This is a genomic window from Bradyrhizobium sp. USDA 4449, assembly GCF_054056275.1.
Map to the genome: position 1 here is coordinate 133,750 of NZ_JBSRYD010000002.1, position 22,419 is coordinate 156,168.

The 22,419-nt window shown below is 59.7% G+C and carries 16 protein-coding genes and 2 pseudogenes; 12 read left to right on the top strand and 6 right to left on the bottom strand.

The genetic code is table 11. The annotated features are described in order from the left end of the window. Positions 1 to 110: 110 nt before the first annotated feature. Positions 111 to 917 carry a DUF1295 domain-containing protein gene (locus tag ACVIIW_RS36625; protein WP_456705476.1) on the bottom strand — a complete coding sequence of 269 codons (807 nt, stop codon included), beginning with the start codon at positions 915 to 917 and terminating at the stop codon, positions 111 to 113. A 226-nt stretch (positions 918 to 1,143) separates the two neighbouring features. Here ACVIIW_RS36625 and ACVIIW_RS36630 point away from each other — a divergent pair, with 226 nt between their 5' ends. The 4 genes from ACVIIW_RS36630 to ACVIIW_RS36645 all read left to right on the top strand — a co-directional run bounded on the left by ACVIIW_RS36630 (position 1,144) and on the right by ACVIIW_RS36645 (position 6,682). Next, complete coding sequence (locus ACVIIW_RS36630) at positions 1,144 to 2,457, top strand: NAD(P)/FAD-dependent oxidoreductase (protein WP_456705477.1); 1,314 nt, start codon at positions 1,144 to 1,146, stop codon at positions 2,455 to 2,457. Between the two features lie 5 nt (positions 2,458 to 2,462). Then, positions 2,463 to 3,251: a DUF1365 domain-containing protein gene (locus ACVIIW_RS36635; protein ID WP_456705478.1), complete on the top strand. Its 789-nt coding sequence runs from the start codon at positions 2,463 to 2,465 to the stop codon at positions 3,249 to 3,251. Positions 3,252 to 3,255: 4 nt separating this feature from the next. Beyond that, on the top strand, positions 3,256 to 4,473 hold the full coding sequence (locus ACVIIW_RS36640) for a class I SAM-dependent methyltransferase (protein ID WP_456705479.1): 1,218 nt from the start codon (positions 3,256 to 3,258) through the stop codon (positions 4,471 to 4,473). 556 nt (positions 4,474 to 5,029) lie between these two features. Further along, positions 5,030 to 6,682, top strand: coding sequence for an adenylate/guanylate cyclase domain-containing protein (locus ACVIIW_RS36645; protein ID WP_456705480.1), 1,653 nt, complete (start codon positions 5,030 to 5,032; stop codon positions 6,680 to 6,682). 385 nt (positions 6,683 to 7,067) lie between these two features. Here the strand turns inward: ACVIIW_RS36645 and ACVIIW_RS36650 are convergent, their stop codons facing one another. Further along, positions 7,068 to 7,877 carry an outer membrane protein gene (locus ACVIIW_RS36650; protein ID WP_456705481.1) on the bottom strand — a complete coding sequence of 270 codons (810 nt, stop codon included), beginning with the start codon at positions 7,875 to 7,877 and terminating at the stop codon, positions 7,068 to 7,070. Between the two features lie 411 nt (positions 7,878 to 8,288). On the opposite strand from ACVIIW_RS36650, the gene ACVIIW_RS36655 reads away from it, so the two are divergent. After that, positions 8,289 to 8,462: a hypothetical protein gene (locus ACVIIW_RS36655; RefSeq protein WP_456705482.1), complete on the top strand. Its 174-nt coding sequence runs from the start codon at positions 8,289 to 8,291 to the stop codon at positions 8,460 to 8,462. A 534-nt stretch (positions 8,463 to 8,996) separates the two neighbouring features. On the opposite strand, the gene ACVIIW_RS36660 is transcribed toward ACVIIW_RS36655, so the two are convergent. Further along, a complete protein-coding gene (locus tag ACVIIW_RS36660) occupies positions 8,997 to 9,179 on the bottom strand; it encodes a hypothetical protein (RefSeq protein WP_456705483.1) in 183 nt (60 codons plus the stop codon). Between the two features lie 628 nt (positions 9,180 to 9,807). On the opposite strand from ACVIIW_RS36660, the gene ACVIIW_RS36665 reads away from it, so the two are divergent. The 3 genes and pseudogenes from ACVIIW_RS36665 (at position 9,808) to ACVIIW_RS36675 (ending at position 12,904) form a co-directional block, all read left to right on the top strand. Beyond that, positions 9,808 to 11,322 carry an ISNCY family transposase gene (locus ACVIIW_RS36665; protein WP_456701585.1) on the top strand — a complete coding sequence of 505 codons (1,515 nt, stop codon included), beginning with the start codon at positions 9,808 to 9,810 and terminating at the stop codon, positions 11,320 to 11,322. 194 nt (positions 11,323 to 11,516) lie between these two features. Further along, positions 11,517 to 12,305: pseudogene (tnpC, locus tag ACVIIW_RS36670) on the top strand (IS66 family transposase); the annotation flags it as partial. Continuing rightward, a complete protein-coding gene (locus ACVIIW_RS36675; RefSeq protein WP_456705484.1) occupies positions 12,302 to 12,904 on the top strand; it encodes a plasmid pRiA4b ORF-3 family protein in 603 nt (200 codons plus the stop codon). The pseudogene tnpC and the gene ACVIIW_RS36675, both read left to right, overlap by 4 nt. A 201-nt stretch (positions 12,905 to 13,105) precedes the next feature. Here ACVIIW_RS36675 and ACVIIW_RS36680 read toward each other — a convergent pair. From ACVIIW_RS36680 to ACVIIW_RS36690, 3 genes and pseudogenes are all read right to left on the bottom strand, one after another. Further along, positions 13,106 to 13,287 (bottom strand): annotated as a pseudogene (locus tag ACVIIW_RS36680) (transposase); the annotation flags it as partial. A gap of 594 nt (positions 13,288 to 13,881) precedes the next feature. Continuing rightward, positions 13,882 to 14,079, bottom strand: coding sequence for a hypothetical protein (locus ACVIIW_RS36685; protein WP_456705485.1), 198 nt, complete (start codon positions 14,077 to 14,079; stop codon positions 13,882 to 13,884). Between the two features lie 68 nt (positions 14,080 to 14,147). Then, the gene (locus ACVIIW_RS36690) at positions 14,148 to 14,336 is read right to left on the bottom strand and encodes a hypothetical protein (RefSeq protein ID WP_456705486.1); all 189 of its coding nucleotides are present in this window, start codon (positions 14,334 to 14,336) and stop codon (positions 14,148 to 14,150) included. Between the two features lie 901 nt (positions 14,337 to 15,237). On the opposite strand from ACVIIW_RS36690, the gene ACVIIW_RS36695 reads away from it, so the two are divergent. The 4 genes from ACVIIW_RS36695 to ACVIIW_RS36710 all read left to right on the top strand — a co-directional run bounded on the left by ACVIIW_RS36695 (position 15,238) and on the right by ACVIIW_RS36710 (position 21,733). Beyond that, positions 15,238 to 15,600 (top strand): hypothetical protein, encoded by a 363-nt coding sequence (locus ACVIIW_RS36695; protein WP_456705487.1) that lies wholly within the window; start codon positions 15,238 to 15,240, stop codon positions 15,598 to 15,600. Between the two features lie 251 nt (positions 15,601 to 15,851). Further along, positions 15,852 to 16,172 carry an ATP-dependent DNA ligase gene (locus tag ACVIIW_RS36700; protein ID WP_456705488.1) on the top strand — a complete coding sequence of 107 codons (321 nt, stop codon included), beginning with the start codon at positions 15,852 to 15,854 and terminating at the stop codon, positions 16,170 to 16,172. Between the two features lie 2,746 nt (positions 16,173 to 18,918). Next, positions 18,919 to 19,476, top strand: a complete 558-nt coding sequence (locus ACVIIW_RS36705; protein WP_456705489.1) for an ATP-dependent DNA ligase — start codon at positions 18,919 to 18,921, stop codon at positions 19,474 to 19,476. 565 nt (positions 19,477 to 20,041) lie between these two features. Beyond that, entirely contained in the window at positions 20,042 to 21,733 is a 1,692-nt protein-coding gene (locus ACVIIW_RS36710; RefSeq protein WP_456705490.1) for a methyl-accepting chemotaxis protein, read from the top strand. Positions 21,734 to 22,419 lie beyond the last annotated feature (686 nt).

The window sequence follows — 22,419 nt, forward strand, 5'->3', positions numbered from 1 at the left end:
CGCCAGCCTGACGAGGGTGTAACGACCCGAAGGTCGAATCGGATCACCCGACCGGCTCATTCGATCTTGCCGCCCGCTAGCCAGACCGCCTGGTCCCTCGGGGCGCCCGATCAATACGGCGAATGTCTGGGCGGCCACGGGAAGAACGCGCTGGTTCTGGCCTGGTACGCGCCATAGCGCTCGCCTCGCGATCGTAGCATCTGTTCCTCAAGCGGTGGGATGCCGGTCACCCTCACGAGGATCCAGTACATGATGGTTGGTGCCGCGATGCTGGCCCAGCCCCAGGGGTATTGAGGCGACAACGCGATGACGGGGTAGGCCAGCCATCCCAACCATTCGAAGAAATAATTCGGATGGCGTGACCAGCGCCAGACCCCGGTGTCGCAAATCAGACCAGCTTCGGGATGCGAGCGCTTGAAGCGACGCAATTGCTCGTCGGCGATGGCCTCGCCGACGACCGCTACCAGTATGATGAACGCTCCGGCATAGTCCTGTAGTCCCAGGCCGGGGCCCGGAGCGTGCGCGGCGAGAAAAATAGAAAACGGCAGCGGGACCGAGGCCAGCGCCTGGGATTGCAGGAAAAAGAACATGCGGCGGGGCGCTGCGAAGCCCCATTCGCGCGCATAGTTCGCATAACGCGGGTCATCCACACCTGCGGCAGAACGACGCGCAATGTGCGTCCCGAGTCTTGCCGACCAGCACAGTACCAGCCCTGCAACGAGAACACGGCGAGCCTGCGAACCATCGTCGAGAGGCCATAGGGCGACCACGGCGCCGACCAAACCGATCGAATAGGACCAGATGACGTCGACCCAACCCGAATTGCCGGTGCGCTGTCGGACGACCCAAGCCAGCGCCATCAACGCGGAAAGAGCCAGGGTAATGCCGGCTACGATCTGAAAGTGCGGGACAAGCATGCTTCACCGGCGCTGTTTTCCGTTGATACGTCTAACGTATGCACCGGTTTCATCATCGGCTCCAAGCTCGGCGAAGGGGGCGGTGATCCAAGGTGACTCCGCGAGCGTTCTTATTCACGGCCTGCAAAACAGAATGCGGATCGGTGATGAGCCGCGGGAAATGGCTTTGACGCAAAGACGTTTCTTGCTGCTTTGAGGCGACAATAGTGCAAGGGGGCAATGAAAGATGCGCTTGGCAGTGATCGGGACGGGAATTGCAGGCAATGCTGCTGCCTGGCTCCTGTCGAAGCGCTACGCTGTGACGGTGTACGAGCGCGAGCTGCGACCGGGCGGGCATAGTCATACCGTTCAGATCGACTATGATGGCGAAGCCATTGACGTTGACGTCGGCTTCATCGTGTTCAACGAGCTGAACTATCCCGAGCTGACATCGCTGTTCGCGCAACTGGGGGTGAAGACCGTCGAGACGTGCATGAGTTTTGCGATGTCCGCCGATCACGGCCGCTTTGAATGGCGCGGGGGCGGCGAAGGCATTTTGCGAAATGCACGCGGTCTCTTCGCCCAACCGAGCAACCTGGTCTCGCCGTCGCACTTTCGCATGCTGGCCGACGTCGTGCGATTCAACAGGCAGAGCGTCGCCGATTTGCGCGCCGGTCGGCTCGAGAAGATGACGCTCGGTGAGTATCTGCAAACGGAATCGTTTGGCGCGCGCCTGTTCTCCAGATATCTCGGACCGATGGGGGCCGCCATCTGGTCATCCTCGCCGGCGGAGATTCTGTCGTTTCCCGCGGAGAACTTCGTCACCTTCTTCGATAATCACAGGCTCCTGCACCTGGGCCGCCCGCGCTGGCTCACCGTGGCGGGTGGCAGCCGGCGCTATGTCGACAAGCTTACCGCTATGTTCAAGGACGTTATCCGGCTAGGCTGTGCCGTGACGTCGGTCACCCGAACGGAGCATGGCGTGACGATCAGCGACATTCATGGCGGTGTGGAGAGCTACGATGCGGTCGTGATGGCCTGCCACAGCGACCAGGCCCTGGCGGCGCTCACCGACGCCAACGCGGCGGAGAAGTCAATTCTCGGCGCGATCCGCTACAGCCCCAACGCCGTTTATCTGCATCGCGATCCCAGTCTGATGCCCAAGCGCCGGCAGGCATGGGCATCCTGGAACTTCCTGCAATGGCCGCGGCAAACACCTGTCGAGAACGACGTCGCCGTGACTTATTGGATGAACCGGCTGCAGGGCATCGACGATCGCAAGCCGCTGTTCGTCAGCCTCAACCCGCCGCGCGCGCCGGCGTCCGACCTGACCTTTGCAAAATTCAGCTTCGCTCACCCGCTCTACGATATGGCTGCGTTCGCAGCCCAACGACGGCTTCCTGCAATTCAAGGCCGTCGTCGAACATGGTTCTGTGGAGCGTGGACGGGGTACGGCTTCCACGAAGACGGTCTGCGGTCTGGGATCCGGATAGCGGAAGCCATGGGCTGCGAGCCGCCTTGGCGCCAGTCCACGTCATTGCTGGCGCAAGCAGCCGAGTAGCGGCGATGTTCGGGTCGAGACCGCACAGAGACAGAGACGCCGCCGCTCCGGTCGTGCTCTATCGGGGAAAGGTGATGCACGCGCGATGGCGGCCGGTGCAGTATAGATTCACATACGAGGTGATGAACCTTCTAATCGATTTGGACCGACTGGACGGTGCGGACCGACAGTCGCGCTTTTTCGGGGTCAATCGAGCCGCAATCTTCAGCTTCCACGAGCGTGATCACGGAGGCCACAAAGGCGCTAAGCTGAGTCATTATGTGCGGCAACTGGCAACCGAGCGCGGCATCGACCTCTCGGAAGGCCGGGTTCTGCTTCTGTGCTATCCGCGGGTGCTGGGCTACGTGTTCAACCCGCTCTCAATCTACTTCTGCTATAGCGCGAGTGGCGAGCTCGCATTGTTGATCTACGAGGTGCGCAACACCTTCGGGGAGATGCATTCCTACGTCCTGCCGGTCCGAGAGGCGCCCGCTGAACGGGCGATACGCCAAACTCAGGTCAAGGAGTTCTACGTGTCGCCCTTCATGGAAATGGAGATGCATTACCGCTTCAGCATCTCTCGACCGGCGCGGCATGTGCGGGTCAGGATCGTACAGCGGAACGAACAGGGTGCGATGTTTGCGGCCGCCTTTTTCGGCCGACGGCAGCGGCTGACCGGCCCCCGGCTCTTGGCGGCATTCTTCGGTCTGCCGTTTCTCACCTTCAAGGTGATCGCTGCCATCCATTGGGAGGCGTTGCGGCTCTGGATTAAAGGTGTTCCCTACGTAGGGCGGTTGAAACAGCGCGGAAATTGAGATCATGGACCTCGCAGCCAATCATCAGACTGCTCGCTTCGAAGATGTGCCGTTCCTCGCACGGCTCGCCTTGAGGCTTGCTTCGCAGCTAAAGTTCGGCAGTGTGCATGTGCGCCTTCCCGATCGTAGGACCATCGTCTTGAGGGGCGGCGAACCCGGCCCATCCGCCACGATCCAGCTCAACAATTACGGGTTTGCCCGCAGCCTCATCATGGGCGGCGATATCGGCATGGCCGACGCCTTTATTAGAGGCGACTGGACGACGCCCGATCTGACCCAGCTTCTTTATGTGTTCTGTCTCAACGACGACCTCGTCGAGAGCGCCTTTGCCGGCAACATGTTCATCCGACTCTGCCGCAGGATGCTTCACAGAGTACGCCGCAACACGCGAGAAGGGTCACGGCAAAATATCCATGCGCATTATGATCTCGGCAACGAGTTCTTCGCAGCATGGCTAGATCCAAGCATGACCTACTCGTCGGCTCTGTTCTCGGCCGAGACAGCGGACCTTGTGGCCGGGCAACGATTCAAATACGAGCAACTGGCGAAGGACATCGATTTGCGGCCCGGTCAGACGGTGCTCGAGATCGGATGCGGCTGGGGAGGTTTCGCCGAGTTTGCGGCGAAGACGCGCGGCGTCAGCATCTTGGCACTCACCATCAGCAAAGAGCAACACGACTTCGCCCGCCGACGGATTCACGAAGCCGGACTTGCCGAAAAGGTCGAAGTCCGGCTGCAGGATTATCGCGATCAAACGGGTCAATTCGACCGCATCGCCTCGATCGAAATGTTCGAGGCCGTCGGCGAGCAGTTCTGGCCCGCATACTTCCACCAGCTGCATCAACGGCTCAAGCCGGGCGGCCTGGCGGGTGTCCAAACCATCACCGTCCAGGACGCACTGTTCGACAGCTACCGGCGGCGCGTGGACTTCATCCAGCGCTACATTTTTCCAGGAGGCATGCTGCCTTCGGCGGGGATCTTGCGCTCGCTCGGTGAGCGCTTCGACATTCCCATGATGGGCGAGCGCGTCTTTGGACAAGATTATGCCAGGACGATCGCAATCTGGCGAGCAAATTTCGGTCAGGCCTGGGCTGACCTGACCTCGCTCGGGTTTGACGAGCATTTCCGACGACTTTGGGAATACTATTTGTCCTACTCCGAGGCGGGGTTCAAAGCCGGAAAGATCGACGTCCGCCAGTTGGTCTTTGCGCGTCGAGGTTAGAACCTACGATTGCTGTTCTTGTTGCCGGCCCTGGCTCACGCGATTGTTGGCCCGGCGGCCCGCGAAAGTCGCAGCCATCGCGCTCGCCAATAAGCTCGCCAGGATGGCTTGGCGATGATGGCCAGGAATGTACGGTGTCAGGAGCCGGCCGCGCTAGCGGCCTAAGCGAGATCGCGCCGACATTGCCGGCATGACGTAACGATTGGGAGGGCGAACAGCACGTAATGCAGTGCCGGTCGACAGGCGATCAGGACAACCCAAATGGGCCATGCATCTCCAATGCGTGCTGTTGACCGGCACCTGATCCACGGAGGGCATTATGGCCAGCGGTTATGTGTACCGCGCAAACAGGCCGAACACATGGCTGAAGATTCCTCTTGCCAACCCGGAGCCGTCACACATGGCCCGTAGCCGACCTTCTCGCGAAGCACCCAAGCGTCAGCTTTGACCCGTTCCGGACATTATCGCTTTCAAGCGGGGGTTCGATCACCCGATTATTGTGGTAATTTGCCCGCATAGACCCTTTAAGCTATGGAAGCTGGTTGGGGAGCGCGTCTTGACGCAGCCTATCGACACTCAGCGCAGGCTGGTCGCCATTTTCGCGGCGGATGTTGAAGGTTATAGCCGCATGATGGGAACCGACGAGGTCGGGACCCTCCGAGCCTTGAGCGAAAGACGGGTCATCCTCGACACACTTATCTCATCCCACCGAGGCCGCATTGCCAACACTGCGGGAGACAGTGTCTTGGCTGAGTTCGGCAGTGCTGTGGATGCCGTTCAGTGTGCCGTGGCAGCTCAGGCGGCCCTCGCGGAGGCCAATGCTGGGGCCGCACCCGACCGACCTATCAACTTCCGGATCGGCGTTCATGTTGGTGACGTCATGGTCAAGGACGGCGACCTCTTCGGTGATAGCGTCAATGTCGCTGCTCGCCTTCAAACGCTTGCCAGTCCGGGTGGCGTCTCGATGTCCGGCGCGGTTTACGACCATGTCCGCAAGATACTACCATTCAGCTTCGCTGATCTCGGCGCTCAACAGGTCAAGAACATCGAGGATCCGGTTCAGGCTTATTCGGTGACTGCCCTGAAATCCTCCGCAACTCCGGATGTCGCGAGAGCTTCGCCGCATAAGCAGCCCCTTGCGCTGCCCGACAAGCCTTCTATCGCCGTGCTCCCGTTCCAGAACCTAAGTGGCGACCTGGAGCAGGAGTACTTCGCCGATGGAATGGTCGAGGAGATCACCACCGCGATCGCTCGGCTACCGTGGCTGTTTGTAATCGCTCGCAATTCGAGTTTTACCTACAAAGGCAAGGCAGTCGATGTGAAGCAGGTGGCGCGCGAATTGGGCGTGCGTTACGTGATGGAAGGCTCGGTGCGCAGGGGTGGCAACCGGATGCGCATTACCGGACAGCTGATCGATACCGCATCAGGCACGCATATCTGGGCTAACCATTTCGATGGAGCGCTCGAGGACATTTTCGAGCTTCAGGACCAGGTGGCGAGCGGTGTCGTCGGCGCGATCGAGCCAAGATTGTACCGCGCCGAGATCGAGCGGGCCTCGCGTAAGCCGACCGCGATCCTTGACGCTTACGATCTTTACCTTCGTGCTTTGTCGCAAGTGCATAGAATGACGCCAGAAACGCTCACGGAAGCGATTTCGTTATCCAAAAGGGCACTGCAACATGATCCCTCGTATGCAGCCGCAGCGGGATTGGCAGCTTGGTGCCGCGGCATACAAAGAGGTCAGGGTTGGGTTCTCCCAGCCGGTCCAGAGGACGACGACGGCATCCGCCTTGCCAAGCTGGCGATCGAAGTTGGGACCAATGACCCCGATGCTCTCTGGATGGCGGCCTATCTCTTGTCCGTCGTCGGGGAGCAAACGACAGCGCTCTCCGCGCTGGATCGCGCGATTGCACTGAATCCAAATTCGGCGCACGCTGGGGGACCAAAGCCATGTGTCAGTCCCTTCGCGGCGCAGCTCATGCCTTGGTTGCTGTCGAAGCTGGCAATCGCGCAATCCGGCTCAATCCGCTCGATCCACTGTGCTACATCTATAAGTTCGCCGTCGCGTTGGCATATCTGGGTGCTCGCCAATACCAGGATGCCGAAGTCTGGATCGACGACGCGCTGCGCGAGCAACCAAGATTCCACGCTTCATTTCGCGTCAAAGTCTCTCTTTGCGGGCTTCTCGGCAGGAATGATGAGGCCCTAGTCTGGTTGGGTCGGCTCCTCGCTCTTCAACCCGGCCTAACGATTGCCGCGTGGACGGCTCACGCAGCTACCTTTCTTGCGCCGGAGACGAAGGCACTGATGATCGAGGGTTTGCGGCAGGCCGGCCTGCCCGACAAATAATGATGACCATCTGAACGTCTTGCTCAACCCGGCATTTCCAAAGCGCGAGGGACCAATCCGCATGGGGCGAAAAGGATTACAAACGGGAAGATGTTCCCGACGAGTTCTTGGCGAAGGCCTTTTAATTTAGCTCGGTAGCTAGCTTTGAAGGGATGACTGGCCGGTACGTTTTCATCACTTCAATCTCCAAAAAAGAAAAGGCCGGCTCATCGGAGCCGGCCCTCTGATTATTCCAAGAATGTGACTCAGTACCTTGCGATGATCGGGCCGCCGAACTTGTAGTTCAGACGCACGAGACCCATGTCGACATCCTGAGTGATGCGGTCGGTCTGGAAGGGGAAGCCCCCGGGAACCGTTGTGAGCGTTCTGTTCTGATTGCTCAGGAAGATGTGGTCGTACTCCAAACCTACCGACCAGTTTGGTGCGAACCCGAACTCGAGGCCGGCGCCCACTGTCCCGCCCCAACGAGTGTCATCTGCAGTTGCGAGCCGTGTCCCCGCACCGGGCGTGCCAGCGGCAGCGTAGATGTCATATCTGTCGCCAACCACGGCCGCACCGCCCTTGACGTAGAACAGCACGCTGTTCCAGGCGTAGCCGATCTGACCGGTGATCAGGCCGAAGGAGTTGATCCGCGATCGATTGCGGTCGCCCGCGACCAGCGCGCTGCCGGGGAACACGAGGCTGACATTGTCGCCACTGAAGTCAGCCCAATTGCCCTGACCTTCGAGGCCAAACACCCAGTTGGCGGACTGCCAGCGGTAGCCGATTTGACCACCGACTGTGCCGCCCGTTGCGTTGTGGCAGCCTTCTCTCGCAAGAGCGCCAGGGACTCCGGTCACGGCGCCGGTGGTGTCGACGAAGTCCCAGCAGGTGTGGGCGGAGCCGCCACCACCGTTAATGCCGATGTAGAATCCGCTCCAGTCGTAGATGGTCGCGACCATTGGCGCCGGCGCCTTGGTGTACGGTCGAGCCGCAAGATCGGCGGCGTTGGCAGGAGCTGCCAGTCCCAGTGTCAGTGCTAGTGTCCCGGCCGCAGCCGCAGTCAGTTTCTTCATTCGAGTCTCCCCCGATAACCAGTTCATGAATCGGCGCGTTCGCCCGCTTGCCGATCAGTAGTATGTGGCTCTCGCGCGTACGTTGCTGTAGCTGGCCTGCCACACTGGCGATCAAAGGAAGGCCAAAAATCCTTATATGTATTAATCAGTCGGGAACCTAATGCCTGGCGTCGTGCATAGCACGAACGCCCGACGCGGTTGAAGGAATGTAGAGCCGCGCTCATGTGTCAGGGCTGTGTTAGCCGCGGTGCCGACGTTCGACCGGACTTCAATCGGAATAAGCCTGTCGTTCCTGCGATAGGATATCGGAATACGGTGGCAACGTGAGGCGCGTCACAGCGGCCATCGCTGGAGCACGTACATCCTGCATTCGTCGGCAATCAAGCCATACACAGAACAGGGAGAACGCAGATGAAGACGATTAGCGCTCGTGAACTGTCAGCCGTCAAGCTGGAAGCCGTTTCGGGAGGTTCTCCGAACCTCACCGTTCCAGCGGGTACGTTCGATAAGCTATTTGCGGCGATCGACAAGAATCTTGAAACGGTGAGGCAGCTGCCGAAGGGCGGTTACCTTCCGCCTGGCTAAGACAAGTGGGCTTGACTTTGAGCGGGTCGACGCGCGGCTTGGCCTTACTGCATCGCCAACGAAAAGATGACGGCGAGCGCGATCGTGGCCAGTGTCCAAGTCAGCGTGTGCAGCATCCAAAGTCGCATGCCGTGCGCTCCAGTGTTCATTGGCCTCTGAGAAGCCGCTACGGCTGGCGCGCCTCTACGGCTTTTTGGTCGAGCGCAGGGACGGCCTCTATCGCCCGGGCGGCAGTCAAACGTCATGCTCGATGGAATCGGCGCGGAAGACAATTGAAGGTGGCTGGCTCCTAGAGCACGGCCAGAGGTATGAGCTCACAGAGCAAAGTCTGAAGGCCACAGAATGATCCGACTGATCATCCCAGTACTCAGCGGCGGGGCCGGCGAACCCTGCCCGATTGATACCCTTACTTGCTCTGCCATGTCAGCGCCTAATTGCCCAGGTCAAGCACTTTACCTGAGTTGCCATCCCCTTCCCCCATAATGAGCCCTTAACCCTGAGTACGTCGCCGGGCAACTATCCTTGGTCTCTAGACTAGTGCAGCCGCTCGTGAGGAGGATGAACCTCACTCATCTGCTCCAGTCGTTGCTCTAACCGCTCGTTCAACAGCATCAGCGCTCTAACCGCGCCGCGCAGGTCGCCGTCACAAGCGGCGACGATCTCATCGATCGCCAGCTCGTAATGATCAAGAGCAGAGTTGGTGCGTTGGCGTGGCATACGAACAACATCCAAACAGAAACCTAAGTAGATGGTCGCAATGCACGGGCATTTTCCCCGCAATTCACAGGATACTCTCGACCCAAAATGATTTCGATGCACCGGACGCAGATCAACTCGCCGTCTGCGTGCGGTGGCGGAAGCGTGGTTAGAAGTTCTACCGCGACTTGCTCTTGCAGTTGTGGCGGAATCGTGTGGCTCTTAGACTGTTGCTCTAGGCGCGCCCTGTTTAGGTTCGGGCTCGCATGAGTTCGTTCGCAATCCGGAACGCGGTGAAGCAAAAGCCGCGGGCGTTGCAGATTTACAACCCGCATAGCCGTTCCAGATACTAAGCTCGTCACATCAAGAGCGCCGAAACATATTTCTTGTTTTACTTAATGCGATCAGCGGAGACGCAAATGTTTGATGTCTATCGCAATGACAAGCGCGAGTTGCTCGTACTCAACAATGGCTCTGCAATACCGGTCGTTTGCTCCCAGAATAAGTGGCGTAAGAGCAGAAAACGAGTTCTCAGGGTCAGCGACGAGATCAAGTCAGCCGCGCATTGCCTCGCCCTAATTGTTACCGGATGCTGAGCCGTTGCCTCACGTAAATTGCTCCCTTGGATCGGGAGCGAGCGGGGGCGAAGATGGGGTGGCTAAGCATGGCAACGCGGAAGGAACTGACGGCGGCAGCAGGCGCGCGCTATCGGCGTTCGGATCGCGCGAAGAAGACGCGGATATTGGACGAGTTCGTCGACATCACCGGATTCCATCGCAAGCATGCGATGCGACTACTTCGAGGTCAGGAAGACGCGCGCCCAAGCCGAAGGGCGCGACGTCGAATGTATAATGAGGTAGAACACAACGCGCTCGTGCTCCTTTGGGAGGCGTCAGACCGGATCTGCGGGAAGCGGCTGAAGGCGTTAATGCCTGCGTTGATTGAGGCGATGGAACGGCATGGCCACCTCGACCTTGCCCCCGAGATCCGCGACAAACTTTTGGCAATGAGCGCTGCGACGATCGACCGCGCATTGGTGCGGGTCCGAGAAGGATTAGGTCGCAAGCGTCGGCGGCACGCGACGCACTCGTTGCGTCGCAGTGTTCCAATAAGGACGTCGGCAGATTGGAATGATCCGGCGCCTGGATTCGTCGAGGCCGACCTTGTCGCGCATAGCGGTCCATCTGCGCGCGGCAGCTTCATCCAGACCCTCGTGCTCACCGACATTGCTACCGGCTGGACGGAGTGCGCTCCTCTGATCGTGCGCGAACAGACGCTGTTGAGCACGGTCCTGACGGAATTGCGCAAACAATTGCCTTTTGCGCTGCTCGGCTTCGATACTGACAATGATACGGTGTTCATAAACGAGACGCTGAAAGCCTACTGCGAGGCGGCCAACATCGTCTTCACGCGCTGCCGGCCCTACCGAAAAAATGACCAGGCGTTCGTCGAGCAGAAGAACGGCGCCGTCGTGCGCAGGATAGTCGGCTATCGTCGGTTCGAGGGCCTGGAAGCGGCCAAGCTGCTGGCTGAACTCTATCGATCGGCGCGGCTGTTCGTGAACTTCTTCCAACCCTCGTTCAAATTGATAGCCAAGCAGCGCGAAGGTGCCCGTGTACGCAAGACATACAGCGCGCCGGCTACACCACACCAGCGCCTGGCAGCGGACGCCCGCACGCCTGACGCTGTCCGCCATCATCTCCAAGAAATCTATGCCGCTCTCGATCCAGTCGCGTTGTTGCGCGACATCCGCGACGTGCAGGAGCGCCTCGCGGCCCTCGCTGATACCCAACCAATCGGCCATCCTGCTGTGGCATCGCAACCGATCGATCGCTTCCTGGCAAGCTTGCGCACGGCCTGGAAGGACGGAGCCATGCGACCGACGGATCGGCCACTCGTGAAGACGAAAAGAGGCCGACGTCGTCCCGACCCGCTGATCCGGGCAACGCCAGATTTGCGAAAATGGTTTGACGCTGAGCCTTGGCGGACTGGCAGCGAACTGCTCTCGCGCTTGCAGATGGAATATCCTGGAGCCTATCCGAAGAAGCTTCTTCGAACCCTTCAACGTCGGCTGAAATCCTGGCGCAGCGAGCAAGCGAATGCGCTGCTGTTCGCTCCTAGCGAGAAAACGCCGCCAGGGTACGAGGTCACAACACCCCAATGACGTGCGAGGTACCAGCGGAGGAGGCCGGGCGCTCCGAAACCCCGGCCATCTCCGCACCCGGCCTCCTCCTCAACTCAGGCCAGGAGCAAAATAAATGAGGCAACCGATCGCACCCGGGAGCATCAGTACATGAGGCAATACGCCTTCCATCCTGATCGCCGCGCGACAGACGACGCCGTGACAGGCACGGCCGGGCGCTGTCACGCGATGACAGGCCTTGGGCCGGACCTGATCCGCCTGGGGTGGTCTATGCCTATGCACCGGGCCGTGGCGCCGTTCATGGCTTGCGGTTGCTTGAGGGCTATCGCGGCATCATCCATTGCGACGGCTATCAGGCTTACAAGACCATGACCCGAGAGACGCGTGCGGACGCCCTGTCCGGGACGCTCGCCTTCTGCTGGTCGCATCTGCGGCGCCAGTTTGTGAAGATCGAGCGCGAGGCGGCGCCGGCGCCAGCTCCGGTTGCCCGCGAGGCTCTCGAGCGCATTGCCAAGCTTTACGCGATCGAGAAGACCCTCCGGGGCCGATCTGCTGCCGAGCGCCGCGCGGGTCGACAAGCGCATGCCCGGCCTCTGGCTGCAGCCTTGAAGCAATGGTTTGAGGCAATGCTTGACCATCTTGCCGGGAAGAGCGACACGGCGGAGGCTTTACGTTATGCGCTGCGTCATTGGGACGGCTTGACGCTCTACCTTGATGACGGGCGCATCGAGATGGATACCAACGCGGTCGAGCGCGCGATGCGGCCGATCAAGCTCAACGCCAAGAACGCCCTGTTTGCCGGGTGCGACGAGGGTGCTGAGAATTGGGCATTGCTGGCTTCGCTCATTGAGACCTGTAAGCTCAATGGCGTCAGTGCCGAGCACTGGCTCGCTGACGTTCTCGCCAAGCTCGTCAATGGCTGGCCTGCGGCGCGACTGGACGAACTGCTTCCCTGGGCGTCGACCTACACGATCCATGCACAAGATCCGAGGCTGGCGGCATGAGCCTGAACACGACCGCGGTCCGGATCAAGGTGACACTGAAGGACGTGAAGCCGGAGGTGATGCGTCGCCTTGTCGTACCCGTCACCTTGCGCCTTGATCGGCTGCATCTGACCCTCCAGGAGGCATTTGGTTGGACGAATAGCCACCTCTTCGAGTTCTTCGCCGGTGAGGTCAGTTGGGGGATTCCCGACCCCCACAACGATTACGGACACCACCCCATGGACGCCCGCAAAGCGCGGCTTTGCGATATCGTTCGCGAGACCGGCGCCAAGACGATCCATTATCTCTATGACTTCGGCGACAGCTGGGACCATGTGATCAAGCTCGAAAAATGGTTCGAGAACACCACGACGGAGGGGCTTCCCTTCCTGCTCGAGGCCGCCGGTCGTTGTCCTCCGGAAGACGTCGGCGGTGCGCCAGGCTATGCCGAATACCTCGCTGCCATCAGCGACCCCGGCCATCCCGAGCACGAACACATGCGCCTCTGGGGCCCGGAGCGGTTCGATCCCAACGTCGTCGACCGGAAGGCGCTCGAAGCCGCCGTCAATGCATTGTCCGACACATGGATACCGCGGCGACGCACCACGCGAACAAAATAGGCGTCAAAAGGGCCGCAGAGCTACGCTTACGCTAGAAGTCAACGTGGTGCAATCAAAGAGGACCGCCAACTGAGGCGACCTTATCGCAGCGTGGCTTGATGGCCGAAGCTCGTAATGAGCATCGCCATGCTCAGTGTCACAGTGAGGAGGGCTTGTTCCAGTCCATCCCTCCCAATGCGACCGCTTTAGCCGCGAGTTCTAATCCTCCAGTGCCTTCAGCCGCTTGGCCTCCGACACCTTCATAACGCCGAACTTCGCCTTCCATTTGTAGATGCTGGCGTCGCTGACGCCGTGCTTGCGGCACAGGTGGGCAACCGAAACGCCGGCCTCGTGCTCCTTCAAAATCCAGAGGATCTATCTTCCGAAAAGCGGCTGCGCTTCATGCTCTGGTCCTTGTCTTGGGCTAGAACGAACTTCAAATTGGATTAAGCCCGTGGGGCAAGGTCATCCTTCCGATGGCCCCCGCTCAAGATCACCTTCGGCGAGGTGCGCGGGATGGGCTTGCGAGCCGCCTTGGTCTACTGCCACTGCGTACATCACGTTGCTCTGGACGCAAATTGCTGGCCAACGACATGCGGCTGTCAGATGTCGAACCGCGCTTTGTTTGTCAGACGTGCGACAGCCGCTGCGATGTCCGGCCCGCCTTCGAGCGAGGCAATCAGCGGCTTGCCATCCGATCACGGTAGTCACCCGTAAATTTCCCAGGTAACAGGGCCGCCAGCGTGAACCGGCGGGCTAAAACGCAGGAGCGAAGCCCGCGCCCTGGAGTGTGTGACCTTCGTCACAGCGCAGATGAATTAAACGGTCTGAACCTGCGACATCAGATCGAGCGGGGAGCAATCCCGCATGAAGCGGGGAGAATGGGGACACCATAGACAACAACAACAATCTCCCGTGAAGAACCAAGAGGCCGCCTCAGTTGGCGGCCTTACTCCATCAAAAGATGACGGCGAGAGCGATCGTGGCCAGTGTCCAACTCAGCGTGTGCAGCATCCAAGCTGTCGTGTATGGCCCTTCAATCGCGTGACGTGTCGTTCTCGCCGCCAGACATCAAGGTTGTGCCCATCGAGTAGTTGGGCCGCCTTCTCTTTGGCTACTTCGCCGTTGGCGCAATCCAGCTCATGCACGCCGGTGATGCGCCCTTCATCGTCTAAGATGTAAGCGCGGTAGTCCATGGCAGTCGTTCCCCGTAGCTGGACCGATTATACCACCGGCTAAATGACTGAAAAGCACTGAGGCGGCCTTACTCTGCGGCGTCTTTGGCCTGCATATCGGCTAATGCGCGCTCCAGCTCGCCAGCCAAAATCCTGTAGTGCGCCGCGGTGCGGCGAAATACGCCTCGCTTGATATCGCTCTTGGCCGAGCGCTCAAGCTCCTCGCATTGGGCGATGTTCACCCGAAGAGTCTCGAGATGGGTGAGGATATCTTTCATGGAGCTGTTCCGATCATCCCGGCTCACTAGCAGGTCGCAGATGACTGGAATACCACAAATGATGGGTGCTTCTTTCGGCGCCCGCAACTCGCCGTGGATCACGTTCTGGAGGTCCTGCCACTCGATGGGTCTTCCTCCGGGAACAGCTCTTGCCTCTTCCGGCCTAAGAAGGTGTCCGGTTTGGGCACTTTCAGCGCTTCGCTTGTGCGACCCGTGCCCGCACGCGGTCGTTCTGTTCGGCAACTTCAGAAGCCAAGTTGTGCGCGCGATAGACAGACCTATCCGTCATGACGGTGCTCCCTGTTATGCAGGCGGGAGCGATGGTCTCTCAGCCACCGACGCCTACGGGCAGAGCCTCGGCCGGTGATGATGTGACAACAGACCGTTTGGCGGGCGGTTCCTACGTCAGTCTTCCCAGATGCGTTCGCCGCACTGGCACTGGTAAAGCCGGACGGTCTTGCCTCTTCGGGTGTCGAGTATGGATTGGGTCAGGCGGGGGAAGGCAGCGCAGGCCAGGCAACGAGGCTCTTGGTCCTGCGCCTGCTGTCGCGGTAGCTGATCTTCGTGATGCGTAGCCACTTGCTCAAGTCTCTTAAGGAAAGGCTTAAGCGCAAAAGTAAACATTCGTTCCAATTTGAAATCAGGCCAATGCGAAAATCAACTTAGGCCACTAGGAGTTAACACAGGCCAGCGCCCGGCACTCCATAAGAACATCCGAGAAACGGGGACAAAACGCAGCCGGGCGAAACCGTACCCCGCCGGTCAGAGCGTCAGGAACAAAGGCCGCCGCGTAAGCTTGTGAGTCCCGCTGGCTCGCCGCCCGAGCTGGCGGAGCGGCCCCGGCCATATCCCCTAGCCCCCTGCGAGCCGGGGCCGTCTCTCCGCAGTATCGGAGTAGAGTATGCGTGCCTCGCCCTCGATTGTGCCGCTGGATCGTCTGGACCGGGACATCTACTTAGTGCTGGAGGATTTCGGGGCGCGCGCCGGCTGCTCTTGGCGCGAAACCGACGAGCAGGACGCGGATCGCCAGACCGTGCTACGGGATCTGATCTCGGGCCAGTATGCCTATCCCGTGCGGATCGTCGTCTTCAACGCCATCGAGGGCTGGTCCCGCGACGCGACAGAGGACATCGCCGATGCGATCGCCGAACGCGCTGCTCATGAAAGGCTCGATCTCTCGCCCGCGCTTGAGGCTTTCGTCCAGGCCAACGCCACGAGGCGCCTAGACGTACAGCTCGCTCTACCGCTCCGAGGCACGGCCTAAGGCAACCCGCTCGACACACGCCATGGGAGGATTGTCTGAGAGGGCGTGGACGGCCCCGGCCCCGGTAGAAAGGAGTGGTGAGGTCGGGGCCGCTGGAGGTTGCCTGGCCTTCACGCTAGCAAGGACCAAGCGAGAACGAGGCTATCAAGCTTGCAGCATTCCTACTGTTCGCTTCAGCACCGTTCCGGTTAGGAACTCGCCCTGTCGTCTCGGATTGGTAAATTCGCGTGTGAATGCATATCTGCGCTTTCATGCGTATCGCGTACGAGCTCTGCCTGGCTACCGCTGGCAAGCAGGTGCCCGGCGGGCCGGACTGGATTCACGAAGTAAAGCATGATGGCTACCGGATGCTGGTTATCCGCGAGCCTGAGCGCGTGCGCCTGCTCTCGCGCAACGGCACCGACTGGACCAAGCGTTATCCCTTGATTGCTGAGGCCCCGCCGAAGAGTCGGCAGAAGCAGTTCGTCATCGATGGTGAAGCCGTGGTGACGGCATTTCCGATTTCAACGCGCTGCACGCCCGCAAGCACGAGCATGAGGTGCAGCTTTATGCCTTCGACATTCTCGCCATAGACGGCGATGATATGCGCGTTTGCCCTTGCACCTGCGACCAACCTGGCAAGGCTTTTGGCGCGGCGTCCGGAGCGCATCACCGTTGCGCCCTTCGAGCGTGGTGCGATCGGGCCGGACTTATTCCGAGCGGCCTGCCGCTTGGGTCTCGAAGGATTAGTCTCCAAGCATCGCGATCGGGCGTACCGCGGCCGGCGGCAGAAGCACTGGATCAAGGTGAACAATCGGAGCCACCCAGCCATGGGAAGGGAGCTATAATCCGTGCCCTCCAGCTGAACCGGTGGGCCGTGCGCCTGCAGGCAGGAAGGGAGTAGACCACATCGGCCCCAGCCTGGAGGTTTTTCCGGATCGAAAAACGAGCTGGGACCGAGCGGTCTGCCGCCGCGTAAGTGGCAAACACTCCCGCATTTCCAAAAATTGCTTGCTTGCGCACTAACATTTGTGAGTCCAGCGGGCGGATTGGAACACCTGGTCGAAGTGAATATTTGCTGGTTCGGATTCGCCATAAGCCAAACGCCACTTAGAGATTGTGGTCAGCGGAGTTTTGTCGCTATCCAATTGATCGCCTCGATAAGATTTTTACTAGTCGTGGGCAAAGCCCGAATCTAGCAGAAGGTCGCCTCCGCTTTGGGGGGAAGACATGGTCATGGCAGCAGCTCTGCCGATCAACTTCGCGCTCGTCGCGTCGTCTGAAGAGATGTAGCTGAAATGAAAAGGCCGCCGGACCGCCAGGTATCTGATCGATCGCTCTTGGCTAGTCGTTAGCGCAATCTGTGCCCGCTTCAGCTTTATCTAGTCCCCGGAAATACGTCGCCAAAGCTCCCCCGGGGTGCCATCCAATACCTCTTGGGCTTTCCGCTTTGCCACCGCGTCGTTAGCGCATTCAAATTCCACCGCGCCGACTAAGTCGCCTCGTTCATCCAGAATGTGGAGACGATAACACGAAATTGCTTCGTCTTCCGTGCCTGGGTCCGACATGTCGGTATTTCCCCTCCTTAGGGAGCGTTGCAAGTCCCATGTATTCCAATCAGAACACCCACACTGAAGGAAAGCCCGCCATTGGCGACGGGCTTTAGGCTCGGAGGAAAGGCACCCGTGAAGACGCAGTAAAGCCTACGATGAGTCGACTGGGTATTGTGTATCGCGATCGACACTGTGGACAACAAAGAGCTGCTGTCGCGTTCCAGAACTAACGCGCAGCGCCGATATCAAGCTAAACAGAGGAGAAAAGTGGTGGTTGATCCAGGGGGCTTCTATCGTGCTCACAACCTGCAGATGAGGTGCGCTTTCGATCATCGGCAATGAAGTGCGGCGTGGCGCCCCTGCTGTCCAAGAAGTATCTTAGGAGACCGATGCATCTTGCCAGATTTCATAGTGGGCTTTCAGAGCAAGTCCGATAGCAGGATTATCGAAGAATGCGTAACAGCGGATTCCGCAGCCGAGGCTGTGCGTCGTTTGAAAGCAAAATACCCGGCGCCCCTATTCAGCTTCACATTCATCACCCCGGCGACCCGCAAGAAGCCACCGTCGAAATATGGCGCTGACTGACGGCAAGGTGCGCCGTCTTCCGTGCAGTATTGGCGTACAACGGTCAAGCGACACAAAGATCGTCCGAAAAGAGGTTCGCCGAGCGACCGCTCGACAAGACCAGATCAACTGCCTGCCCCTTGTACTCGTCCGAATATGACCAACGCTTCCGTTTCGCCATCCGACACCTCTCTGCCTAAGCTAAAGGCCGATTTAGGGGAGGCCACTTCTCGAATCGTCATTCGTGGAGGCACATAATGAAAATCCTCTTTTCTGCCACTGACAATCCTACGGACGTGCGAGTTCTGCTTGGAGCCGATGAAGTTTTGGGCGAACAGGCCAACTGCAGAGTATTCAGTTGCAACGATTGCGCGCTCGTGGCTAGCGAGACAATCATGCCCGCAGCGGCCTTCCAAGCACTGTCACTTAAAAAGCCATCGCTCTGGCGTTGACTTTTAGCCGACAGTTCGGTCGGACTGTCGACTTCCTGGTAGCCCAGGTCAATCTTGGGGATGCGCGTGACCGAGCAGCTATTCTTAGTTCTCCATCGCGCTTCCAAAGGTTCGGCCCCCGTCAGAACAGGACAATTGTCAGTAGGGAAAGGATCCGGTTCTCGGCAAGTGACGGTCACGCGAGGTAAAACTGAATATCCTGGTGTGCTGCTTGGGCGGCCTAGTCATGAAGCAGTGCGAATTCGCCGCTACGTAGTTTAAAAATCCGGGGCAATCGTTGGCGAAAGCGCTGGCTGGAAAAAAGTTAACGTCTCCTCTTGTGTCGATCGAGATGAGAGGCTGAAACAATGAAACTCCGCTCGAAGAGTCTCTCCGGCTGTGCACCTAGGGCCGGTGCTGATCGATCATTGTTCAGCCAGTCGGCAGCTCGTCATGAGAGCGTTCTGACTGCATTTCCAAGCGGCGCCCAGATCGGAGCTAACTGGGCGCGGGATAAACGCGATAGCGGCCATGAGCAGCGCGGCGGTGAAAGCAAGAGCCCGGGCGTTCCGATAGTGTGTCATAGGTGTCTCTCCGTGCCTTGAGATGGAGCAATCATTCGCCCTTCCCGCTTCAACTTCATTTCGTCTGCGTCCTAATCGTGTTTCCGGACCGTTTCGACCGGCGCTGGCGGGATCCGCCGTCAAAGCGGGCCCGCCCTGCGCCGAAAGTTCCCGCACCTCCTTCGCGAACCGGCGTAAATTTGCGTGTGAGTGCCTAGCTGCGCTTTCATGCGTATCGCGTGCGAGCTCTTCTCGCGCAACGGCACCGACTGGACCAGGCGCTATCCCTGGACTGCTGAGACCGCACTGAAGAACCGGCAAAAGAGGTTTGTGATAGATGGCGAGGCCGTGATCCTCGGGGTGGATGGCATCAGCGACTTTAACGCGCTGCACTCCCGCAAGCACGACCACGAAGTCCAGCTCTACGCCTTCGACATTCTCGCCGTGGGCGGCGATGATCTGCGCGTCCTGCCCTTGCACCTGCGCAAGACCAGCCTGGAAAGCTTTTGGCGCGCCGTCCGGAGGGCATTACCGTGGCGCCCTTCGAGCGCGGCGAGATCGGCCCGGACCTATTCCGAGCGGCGCGCCGCATGGGTCTCGAAGGCTTGGTCTCAAAGCTTCGCGATCAGCCGTACCGAGGCGGTCGGCAGAAGCACTGGATCAAGGTTAAGAACCGGCAGCATCCGGCGATGGAGCGCGAGCTGTGACCCGAGGCCACGAATTGAAGCGGCCCCACTGTCCTGTTGGCAAATTTACAGTTGCTCGCCTCTCGAGCCGCGCCATTAGCCTCCGAGCGCGCGCCACTCGAATACAATGATGATGCTTCCCAGCAGCGCGGTCCCTATGTAGCGAAATGGTGACAGCAACTCGTCTCCAGTTCCTTAATGGCCGAGTGTGGACGCGAGCGCCAAGAGCGAAGACGCTGGAGCGGCTGTTGCAAATATCGCCACAAGATGCGGTCGACCCTGCTGCTCGCTGAATTAGCCGCCCATCCAGCCATAATTGCGGAGAACTGCGTTGAGCAAATCAGGCCCGCTCCGCCTGAATGAGCTGACCACCATCAAAGGCATTTCGCTGACGGGCCACAAAGAGACATTAGCCCTAAGCGACGTCACAGCTCACCGCCGACTCTGTCAAAGCGCTTGCATCGCTTTAACGATGCGCGATGATACCAGCATGCGCTTCGCATTCAAGTTGCGGCCGCGGGTAAGAATCGCTTAAAGGAATATCGATACAACCTACACTAGCATGAGGCCCGTCGGCAATCGGGCTCGATCCGGGGAGCGAGACGGCCACCGTCAGATGCATTGCGACGGAGGGCGTTATTATGATGTCCTTAGGGAGCTATGCCATGTTTTCCAACATTTCCATACGAACGAAGATTACCGCCGTCGTCATCGGCCTCTTGGTGGCCCTGATCGCCACCAGCGCGCTCGCAATCTGGAAGATGCAGGTGATCAACGCCGCGGTCGTTGACATCCAGACCAACTGGCTTCCGAGCGTTCGCGTGCTCGGCGACCTGCGCGCAACCACTATCACTTACCGTAACGCGGTGCGGCAGCACCTCTTGAACGACCAAGCAGAGGACAAGGCGGACTTTGACAAGCGGATCGAGCAGATCGCTGAAAGGATGGCGCAGAATACTGCGGACTACGAGAAGCTCATCTCCGCTCCGCAGGAACGTGCGCTCTATGACCAATGGCGCGGTCTCTGGAACGAGTACATGAAGGGCGCGCAGGAGGTGCTGCGTCTGTCGCGCGTCGCGGTTGGCCGTTTCCCCCAAGAGGCAAACGAGCTCAACAGCAAGACCGTCAATCCCGTCGGCCTGAAGGCCGACAAGGTCCTGACAAGTGCGATCGACCTGAACAACAAGGGCGCGGACGAGGCCGGAGCGAAGGCCACGGCCGCCTACCACCATACCTTCAATACCGTGGTGGCGCTGGCGGCGACCGCCGGCGTCCTCGGCGCCCTCGTCGCCTTCTTCTTGGTGAGAAGCGTCTCGCGAGGAATCGCCGCGATCGTGTCGCCGATGCAAGCGCTCAGTGCCGGTGATCTGTCGGCAGAGGTCACGCGTCAGGGCGAGCGCACCGAGATCGGGCAAATGGCCGATGCGTTGCAGGTGTTCAAGGAGGCGCTGATCGCCAAGAAGGGGGCAGAGGAAACCAGGGCCGAGCAGGACCGGGAACAGGCCAAGCTCCAGCGGCGCAACATGGATCAACTCGCCGACGCATTCGAGACTGCGGTGGGCGAAATCGTTCAAACTGTCTCGTCAGCTTCAAGTCAGCTTGAATCATCTGCAAGCGCGCTGAGGTCGACGGCCGAACGCACGCAGAACGTGGTGACCGGCGTCGCCGCGGCTTCCGAGGAAGCGACCACCAACGTCCGGTCGGTCGCGTCCGCCTCCGAACAATTGGCGACCTCAGTGGGAGAAGTCGGCCGACAGGTTCAGGAGTCCTCACGCATCGCAAGCGAGGCGGTCCGACAGGCTGAAACAACGAATGAACAGATCACGCGTTTGGCGCAGGCAGCCGCGCGAATTGGGGATGTCATCGATCTCATCAACAGCATTGCTGGCCAAACCAATCTCCTGGCGCTCAACGCGACGATCGAGGCAGCGCGTGCAGGCGATGCCGGTCGCGGCTTCGCGGTGGTGGCGAGCGAGGTCAAGGCGTTAGCCGAACAGACCGCCAAGGCCACTGAAGAGATCAGCCAGCAGGTCGGGAGCATGCAGGACGCCACGGGAAAATCTGTCGCGGCCATCACGGATATCAGCGGCACCATTTCCAGAATGTCCGAAATCGCTACGGTGGTCGCGGCTGCGGTGAAGCGGCAGGGTGCAGCGACGCACGAGATTGCTCGAAACATCCAGCAGGCGGCCCAAGGCACCGGCGAGGTCAGTTCCGGCGTCGCCGACGTGCAACGCGGCGCAGTGGAAACGGGCAGCGCGTCGGCTCAGCTCCTGTCATCCGCCGGGCTGTTGTCGCGCAATTCGACTAGACTCAGGGACGAGGTCACGAATTTCCTGCGCACAGTTCGAGCGTGACGCGTTCCTGAGAACGTGTGGTAGTTGTTCGGCGCGAGGCTTGCGCAGCTAGGCCAAGCTTGTTCGCGCCGACCGGCAGCGAGGAGGATTGCAAGCCTCTTCATCTCGGCTGTGGTCGACCAAGCCTTCGGAGTGTGTCGCGAAGAAGGGGCCGGTTTAGTTCAAACGCCTTGCGCCTCTTTAGGTGCAATCTCTGCAACATCGTAACCAGTGAGCCGCCATGCTCGCTTCTTTCGCGCGCACCAACCGACGCGCAGCCGGATGCCAGCATCAGCATCTGCTGGTCCTCCGGCTGGGGAGGCACCTGCACTGGCCGTCCACGCGTGGGACGCCTTGCCTAAAGCTCGAGTAGTCGTTCGGCATTTGAATTCTTGAGACAGCAAGCGACCCGCAAAGACAGCGTGTCCCTACTACCTACGCGCCATCCAAGGATTCGATTGTCGGGCTGAGGCTTCTCATAGAAAAAGAGCGGCTACTGTCTCTCCGACGTGACCCTTGCGTGACCCAAGCCGACGCGGCCAACTGACTTGAGCCCGGTCACTTTCTAAGCAGCTGATTCTGTGGATATTTTGGTGGCCGCGCCAGGGCTCGAACCTGGGACCCGCTGATTATGAGACATGATAGGATCATTGATTTTACAAGAGAAAGGGCGAGTTTGCCGCGCGTCTCGCGTCAGCATTGCGGTT